The organism is Kocuria subflava, from assembly GCF_012163155.1.
Lineage (GTDB): Bacteria > Actinomycetota > Actinomycetes > Actinomycetales > Micrococcaceae > Kocuria > Kocuria subflava.
On the sequence record NZ_JAAVUN010000139.1, the window covers coordinates 1 to 663 of the forward strand.

At 63.5% G+C, this 663-nt stretch carries 1 protein-coding gene; it reads left to right on the plus strand.

Features of this window, described 5'->3' with window-relative positions; all coding sequences use genetic code 11:
- Nucleotides 1-663, plus strand: a 663-nt coding sequence (locus tag GTW58_RS13410) for an elongation factor 4 family protein (RefSeq protein ID WP_483413991.1), incomplete at both ends; no start/stop codon positions are given.

The following is a 663-nucleotide window of genomic DNA, read 5'->3' on the forward strand; positions in this document are numbered from 1 at the left end:
CTTCCGCTGTGGCTTCCTGGGTCTGCTGCACCTGGAGATCACGCGGGAGCGACTGGAACGCGAGTTCGACCTGGCGCTGATCTCCACGGCGCCGTCGGTGTCCTACGACGTGACTCTGGAGGACAACACCGAAACGGTGGTGACCAACCCGTCTGAGTTCCCCGAGGGCAAGATCAAGGAGATCCGCGAGCCCATGGTCTCGGCCACCATCCTGGCGCCGTCGGACTTCGTGGGCGCGATCATGGAACTGTGTCAGTCCAAACGCGGCCAGATGGGTGGGATGGACTACCTCTCCGAGGACCGCGTCGAGCTGCGCTACCGCCTGCCGTTGGCCGAGATCGTCCTGGACTTCTTCGACCAGCTCAAGTCCAAGACCAAGGGCTATGCCTCCTTGGACTGGAAGGCCGACGGGCAGGAGGCCGCCGACCTGGTCAAGGTGGACGTGCTCCTGCAGGGCGAACGCGTTGATGCCTTCTCGGCGATCACGCACAAGGACAAGGCCTACTCCTACGGCGTCATGATGGCGGGCAAACTCAAGGACCTGATCCCGCGTCAGCAGTACGAGGTTCCCATCCAGGCGGCGATCGGATCCCGCATCATCGCCCGCGAGAACATCCGGGCCATGCGCAAGGACGTGCTCTCCAAGTGCTACGGCGGTGACAT